Source organism: Noviherbaspirillum album (assembly GCF_035916955.1).
Classification (GTDB): Bacteria; Pseudomonadota; Gammaproteobacteria; order Burkholderiales; family Burkholderiaceae_D; genus Noviherbaspirillum; species Noviherbaspirillum album.
Window position 1 is genome coordinate 238,610 of the sequence record NZ_JAWIIV010000007.1, and the last position, 6,542, is coordinate 245,151.

Here is a 6,542-nt window from a genome sequence, read left to right on the forward strand (position 1 = left end):
TCCAATCTCAAAAAACCATTTTGGCGGCGACGGCTGTCAGCGTCGTGGCGAGCAGGCCGCGCAGAATTTTTTCCGGGACTGCCTTGGCTGCGAGCGAGCCGAGCGTGATGCCAGGCACCGAACCCACCAGCAGGGCCAGCAGCAATTCCCAGTTGATCGAGCCCAGGTACCAGTGTCCGGCCGCGGCGATCGCGGTCAGGGGTACGGCATAGGCGATGTCGGTTCCGGCAATTTCCGCCGGAGACAGGCGAGGATACAGTAATACCAATATGGTCGCACCTACCGCGCCGGCGCCGATCGAGGAAATCGTCACAAGCGTACCGAGCAAGGCGCCGACCACCACGGTGACGATAATCAGGTTGCGCCCCTGCAACTGCTTTTCCGGATGGGCCAGCGCCCAGGCTTGCATGCGGCCGCGGAAAATGAGGGCGAAGACGGTCAGCAGCACCGAGCCCGCGATGGAGTAGCGGATGATCTGGCCGATATGCTTGTCCATGGCGCCGAAGTACTTGAGCGCGAGCGTGGTCAGCAGGGCGGCGGGCAGGGCGCCGTAGCAGAGGTGGCGCACGATGTCCCAGTGCACTGTGCCGCGGAAGCGGTGCGCGAGGGTGCCGGCAGTTTTCGTGGCTGAAGCGAATGCGAGGTCGGTGCCGACTGCTACCGTCGGCGAAACGCCGAAAAGCAGGGTTAGCAGCGGCGTCATCAGCGAACCGCCGCCGACGCCTGTCAGGCCTACCAGCAGGCCTACTGCAAAACCGGACACTATATAAGTAACAGTCATGGAACCTCGCACATGGGAGTGTGAATCGTAATAAACTTATTCCTTATTCCAAACTATTTAGTATTTATTTGCTTATATGCCCATATGGCATAAGAAGGCATGAAAGATACCGTTGGGCCGGCAATCGGCCTTGCAGCAAGGGAAACAATGAATCTCCATCAACTGCGCTTCGTGCGCGAAGCCGTCCGGCAGAATTTCAACCTCACGGAAGCCGCCAAAGCGCTGCATACGTCGCAGCCGGGCGTTTCCAAGGCCATCATCGAGCTTGAGGAAGAGTTGGGAGTGGACATCTTCAGCCGGCACGGCAAGCGCATCCGCGGGCTGACCGAGCCGGGCAGGGCGGTGCTGCGTTCCGTCGAACTGATCATGCAGGAAATCGATGGCCTCAAGCGCATCGGCAAGGAATTCGCCGCACAGGACACCGGAAGTTTTACCATTGCAACAACCCACACCCAGGCCCGGTACGCACTGCCCAAAGTGGTGCAGATGTTTACCCAGAAATTCCCCAAGGTGCGCTTGTCCTTGTTGCAAGGCAATCCGCGACAGATTGCCGAGATGGTATTGAAGGACCAGGCCGACATGGCCATCGCCACCGAAGCCATCGCCAACATGGACGGCCTCATCACCATGCCCTGCTATCAGTGGGAACATGTGGTGGTGGTGCCGCATGGCCATGCCCTGCTGAATGCAAAGCCGATCACGCTGGAGGAAATCGCCGGTTATCCGCTGATCACGTATGACAGCGCCTTCACCGGCCGCGCCAAGATCGATCATGCGTTTGCGATCCGGGAACTCAAGCCCGACGTGCTGCTGGAAGCCATCGACGCCGATGTCATCAAGACCTATGTCGAACTTGGCATGGGAGTGGGCATCATTGCCGGCATGGCCTTCGATCCGGAGCGCGACAAGGGATTGGAAGCCATTTCCGTCGGCCATCTGTTCGGCTCGAACGTGTCGCGCGTGGCACTCAAGCAGGGCGCCTACCTGCGCAGCTATGTGTACAGCTTTATCGAAATGCTGACGCCGACGCTCAACCGCAAGTTGATCGAGCAACTGATGAGCGGCGAAAAGGATAGCTACGAATTATGAAGCTGCCATGAAACCGCTGGCGGAATGGCCGCGGGAGCAGCGCCGGGAACTGCGCGGCATCCTGACCGACATCGACGACACCCTGACAACCGCCGGCGCCCTGACGCCGCCGGTGCTGCAAGCCTTGAACGCTCTGCGTGAATCCGGCCTGCAAGTCATCGCCGTCACTGGCCGTCCCACCTACTGGGCGATGCCCTTGCTCAGACTGTGTCGCTTCGATGCGGTGATTGCCGAAAACGGCGCCAGCGCCTTCTGGATCGGCGAACAGGGCCGGATGCAATCGCGGTTCTATGCCGACGAGACGTCCCGCAGGCAGCACCGCATGGCGCTGGAAGCGCTGGTGCCGGTCCTGCGCGGCCGCTTTCCGCAACTGCAGGTGGCCGACGATGCGCCACTGCGGATTGGGGATCTGGCTTTCGATATCGGCGAAAACATTCCGCCTTTGCCGGAGGCAACTGTCGCCGGCATCCTTGCCTGCATCCGCGAGCAGGGCTTCCATGCCACGGCCAGCAGCATACATGCGCATGCGGCGCCGATGCCTTTCTGCAAACAAGCGGCCAGCGAGCGTCTGCTGCGTGATGTTTTCGGCGTCGGCGACGAAACGGCGCGCCTGCAATATGCGTTCGTCGGCGATTCCGGCAATGATGCGCGCATGTTCGCGCATTACCCGCAGGCGATCGGGGTTGCCAACGTGCGCCGCCATCTGCCGCTGCTGGACGCCGCGCCCGCCTATGTGACCGTCAGCGAATGCGGAGCCGGCTTCGTCGAAGTTGCGGACGCGATACTGGCGTCACGCTAATCACATCCGGCGTGGCTTGGATCAACAAGCTTTCCATCTGGGAATGCGCTTCCCGTGCTAGAACCTTCCTGTCATTGGAGCGGAAATGGGCGACTAGACCCAGATCGCAACCTTGGCGCTGGCTGCCAAGTATTCCGCGTTCGGCGCGGTAGCCATGGGCAACACGCTCGGCATGATGCTGGCCAACGTGCCGGCGGTATTGCTCGGCAACGGGATCATCCAGGCCGTTTCGCTGAAACGGGTACGGTCGCTCGCCGCTGCTCTCTTTGCCCTGCTCGGCCTGGCGACGCTCTTCAATGCGGGCGGCCTGACAGGGTTCCTTTGAATGCCTTCTATAATGCCCCTTGGTAAAAGACCGAAGGAGACCCAATGAAACTAGCCACCCTCAAGGACGGCACGCGCGACGGCCAGCTGGCCGTGGTATCGCGCGACCTGAAGACAGCCCATATTGCAGACGGCATCGCGCTGACCCTGCAGCGGGCGCTGGACGACTGGTCCTTCATCGCTCCCCAGCTCCAGGAACTGTATGAGCAGCTCAACGCCGGCAAGACACACCGCAGCTTCGATTTCGACCCGAAGCGCTGCATGGCGCCGCTGCCGCGCGCCTATCAATGGGCCGACGGTTCTTCCTATGTGAACCATGTGGAACTGGTGCGCAAGGCACGCAACGCCGAGATGCCGGAATCCTTCTGGCATGACCCGCTGATGTACCAGGGCGGTTCCGACGACTTCATCGGGCCGACGGACGACATCGTGCTGGCGTCGGAAGAGTGGGGCATCGACTTCGAGGGCGAAGTGGCCGTCGTTACCGGTGACGTGCCGATGGGCAGCACGCCGGCGCAGGCGCTTTCGCATATCAGGCTGCTGATGCTGGTCAACGACGTTTCGCTGCGCAACCTGATCCCGGCCGAACTGGCCAAGGGCTTCGGCTTTTTCCAGTCGAAGCCGGCGTCGAGCTTTTCACCGGTGGCGGTCACGCCCGACGAACTCGGCGATGCCTGGCAGGACGGCAAGGTGACGCTGCCGCTGCGCGCCATCTGGAACGGCGCGCTGGTCGGGCAGCCGAATGCCGGCGTCGACATGGTGTTCAGCTTTCCGCAGCTGATCGCGCACCTGGTCAAGACGCGCAATGCGCGCGCCGGTTCGATCATCGGCTCCGGCACGGTATCGAACAAGGATGCCGGGAAGGGCTATACCTGCATCGCCGAGAAGCGCTGCCTCGAAATGATTGCCGACGGCGAGGCGAAGACGCCGTTCATGAAATTCGGCGATACGATCAAGATCGAAATGCTGGACGCCAACGGCAAGTCGATCTTCGGCGCGATCCACCAGCAGGTGGTTCAGGTAGGCCAGGTTGGCAAGGTTGGGCAGACTGCCGCGTCGCGCTGACCGCGCGTCGCTATACTGCTTCAAACCTTTGCAAGGAGAATGCCATGCCGGATCTGCTTCCTTCGTTGCCGCTGCTGATCGCCTTCCTGTTCGCCAGCCTCGCGCTTGCGATCACGCCGGGTCCGGCGGTGATCTACGTGCTGACCCGCACGCTGGCCCAGGGACGCCGGGCCGGACTGGCGTCGGTGGCAGGCGTTGCCCTCGGCAATCTCGGCAATGCGTTGGGCGCGGCCGTCGGGTTGGCGGCGCTGTTTGCGATTTCCTCGCTGGCCTTCAGCGTCGTGAAGTATGCCGGAGCGGCTTATCTGGTTTACCTGGGGATCAAGGCGCTGCGGGCGCCAGAACCCCAGCCGGGGCAAGCCGCCGAACCGGCTTTCGGGCCGGCGCAGGCGGGACGCATTTTCCGTGATGGCTTCGTCGTTGCTCTCCTCAACCCCAAGACCGCGATCTTCTTTGCCGCTTTCCTTCCGCAGTTCATGGACCCCGCCGCGTCCGCGATGGCCCAGAGCCTGCTGCTCGGCGCGGTGTTCGTGGCGATCGCCGCCATCACTGACCTGATGTACGTGTTCGCGGCAAGCGCACTGGCACCTGCGCTGGGCAGGATGAAGGGCGCCGGAGCGGCCGGACGTTATGTCACGGCGAGCGCCTTCATTGGACTTGGCGTCTTAACCGCGATGTCGGGCGGGCGCGGCGCGAAGTAGAAAATGAAGCATTGCGCCGTTTGATTGCGCGACAATGATGAGTGTCTGAGCAGATTGCCTGTGTACTAGATTAAGAGCGTCTAACAAAATCGAGTAACTACGGTCCAATGGTTTTTCCGGCGAGTTCTTCGGAGAGACGCCATGGCCCGCGAACTGGTTGATGATGAACTATGGGAAATTGTTCGGTCATTATTGCCGCCACCGCCGCGGCACAAGTCGCCAGTCGGGCGCAAGCGGCTGAGCGAACGACGTGTATTCACCGGTATTCTGTTCATCCTGCAATCTGGATTGCCCTGGAAGTTGCTGCCCAGCGAAATAGGCTACGGCTCAGGCATGACATGTTGACGCCGCGCGCGTGACTGGCAGAAAGCCGGGGTATGGGACAAACCGCATCGCATGCTGTTAGCCAAGCGGCGCAATGCCAATCGGATCGACTTTTCGCGCGTGATTGCCGACAGTTCGTCCGTGCGGGCGGTCCATGGGGGGAACTGGGCTCAACCCGACTGATCGGCGCAAGGCGGGCAGCAAGCACCACCTCGTCGTCGATGCCGCCGACACACCGTTGAACGTCATCCTGACTGATGCTAACCGTCATGACTCGACTCAGCTCATGCCGTTGCTCGACGGCGTACCGCCCATTGGTGGGCGGCGCGGGCGGCCACTGCGAAAACCAAAGTGGGTGCAGGCTGACCGTGGGTATGACTGTGAAGCATATCGGCGGATATTGCGACAGCAGGGCATCTGCCCAGAGATCGGAAAGCGATGCACCATTCATGGCAATTATTTGGGCCTGACGCGTTGGGTCGTCGAGCGCACCATCGCCTGGCTGCACCAGTAGCTGGATCAACCGCTTCCGCTGGCTACTGGTACGGTGGGAAAGGCGTGAAGACACCTACCTCGCCATGTTGCAGCTTGCCTGCGGAATCATCGTATGGCGTTCAGCCCTAACGAAATAGGCAGTAAGTACACAATGTGATATGCGCCGCCTCCAGAATGCCAAACAGCTAGGTTGGAAAACGTCGGGCGATTCTCTGCGAATCAACCTCCAAGTGTCGCGGTGCTGCTCTGCATTTAAGATTTTGATGCGATGGGCCTGCCTTTGCCCCATCAGATTAAACGAGAAACGTAACCGTTCAATCTGGAGGAAAATCGGCTTCGGCACTCAGTCGGTGCGTGGTTTATGCTATGTCGAGCGCATCATGACGGTTGCTGGCAGTTGCAAACACCTGGGTCGCAATCCGCTCACTTTCCTGACACAGGCCATTCAAGCACATTGGGGACATGGCGCTGCTCCTTCCTCAATTCGTGACAGGAGCGCCGCAGGCTGAACGGTTACACAATCCGTATGCTAGGTTTTCTATGCTGGAGCGCTTTCGGTCTGACCGGACTGACGCTCCCGGCTGCTTTGCCGGCGACACTGCGTTGTGAGGAGACGCCGATTCCTCCTTGCCATGGCCGGGGGTGCCGAGCCCGCCACGTCGCGTCACCACGCCTTGTTTCGCCGGCAAATCATCTCGGCCTCGTCTAGTCCGGTCAAACTGAAAGCGCTCTAATGAGGAATTCAATTTTTTGTGCACTTATCTTTTTTCATAAAAACCAATCCATTGAACCCAACATGCGCACCGCAGTAATAGCCAGCATGTTCAGACTCTGCGTTATCAATCACTCTAATTCGATCATTGTCTATCGCAAAATATAGTCCATTTGACCTGACCGGTTTTTTCGGACCAAGCTAGTTTGGGATAGCTCCGGTCGATAAAGTTGTTACTTTCTTGCAGAACGC

6 protein-coding genes and 1 pseudogene are annotated in these 6,542 nt (G+C 60.2%); 6 read left to right on the plus strand and 1 reads right to left on the minus strand.

Going from position 1 to position 6,542, the window contains the following annotated elements; all coding sequences use genetic code 11:
* Positions 1 to 7 precede the first annotated feature (7 nt).
* Positions 8 to 781 (minus strand): sulfite exporter TauE/SafE family protein, encoded by a 774-nt coding sequence (locus RY831_RS11225; RefSeq protein ID WP_326506423.1) that lies wholly within the window; start codon positions 779 to 781, stop codon positions 8 to 10.
* Positions 782 to 928: 147 nt separating this feature from the next.
* Here RY831_RS11225 and RY831_RS11230 point away from each other — a divergent pair, with 147 nt between their 5' ends.
* The 6 genes and pseudogenes from RY831_RS11230 to RY831_RS11255 all read left to right on the plus strand — a co-directional run bounded on the left by RY831_RS11230 (position 929) and on the right by RY831_RS11255 (position 5,715).
* Positions 929 to 1,870 (plus strand): CysB family HTH-type transcriptional regulator, encoded by a 942-nt coding sequence (locus RY831_RS11230; protein ID WP_326506424.1) that lies wholly within the window; start codon positions 929 to 931, stop codon positions 1,868 to 1,870.
* Between the two features lie 7 nt (positions 1,871 to 1,877).
* Positions 1,878 to 2,669: an HAD-IIB family hydrolase gene (locus RY831_RS11235; RefSeq protein ID WP_326506425.1), complete on the plus strand. Its 792-nt coding sequence runs from the start codon at positions 1,878 to 1,880 to the stop codon at positions 2,667 to 2,669.
* A gap of 103 nt (positions 2,670 to 2,772) precedes the next feature.
* On the plus strand, positions 2,773 to 2,994 hold the full coding sequence (locus RY831_RS11240; RefSeq protein ID WP_326506437.1) for a TMEM165/GDT1 family protein: 222 nt from the start codon (positions 2,773 to 2,775) through the stop codon (positions 2,992 to 2,994).
* Between the two features lie 44 nt (positions 2,995 to 3,038).
* The gene (locus tag RY831_RS11245; RefSeq protein WP_326506426.1) at positions 3,039 to 4,058 is read left to right on the plus strand and encodes a fumarylacetoacetate hydrolase family protein; all 1,020 of its coding nucleotides are present in this window, start codon (positions 3,039 to 3,041) and stop codon (positions 4,056 to 4,058) included.
* Positions 4,059 to 4,102: 44 nt separating this feature from the next.
* A complete protein-coding gene (locus tag RY831_RS11250) occupies positions 4,103 to 4,759 on the plus strand; it encodes a LysE family translocator (RefSeq protein ID WP_326506427.1) in 657 nt (218 codons plus the stop codon).
* Between the two features lie 141 nt (positions 4,760 to 4,900).
* Positions 4,901 to 5,715 (plus strand): annotated as a pseudogene (locus RY831_RS11255) (IS5 family transposase).
* The last annotated feature ends 827 nt before the right edge of the window (positions 5,716 to 6,542 follow it).

Excerpts from the sequence above, each read along its gene's own strand:
- RY831_RS11225 (WP_326506423.1), bottom strand. The coding sequence starts at position 781 with ATGACTGTTACTTATATAGTGTCCGGTTTTGCAGTAGGCCTGCTGGTA.
- RY831_RS11230 (WP_326506424.1), top strand. The coding sequence starts at position 929 with ATGAATCTCCATCAACTGCGCTTCGTGCGCGAAGCCGTCCGGCAGAAT.
- RY831_RS11235 (WP_326506425.1), top strand. The coding sequence starts at position 1,878 with ATGAAACCGCTGGCGGAATGGCCGCGGGAGCAGCGCCGGGAACTGCGC.
- RY831_RS11245 (WP_326506426.1), top strand. The coding sequence starts at position 3,039 with ATGAAACTAGCCACCCTCAAGGACGGCACGCGCGACGGCCAGCTGGCC.
- RY831_RS11250 (WP_326506427.1), top strand. The coding sequence starts at position 4,103 with ATGCCGGATCTGCTTCCTTCGTTGCCGCTGCTGATCGCCTTCCTGTTC.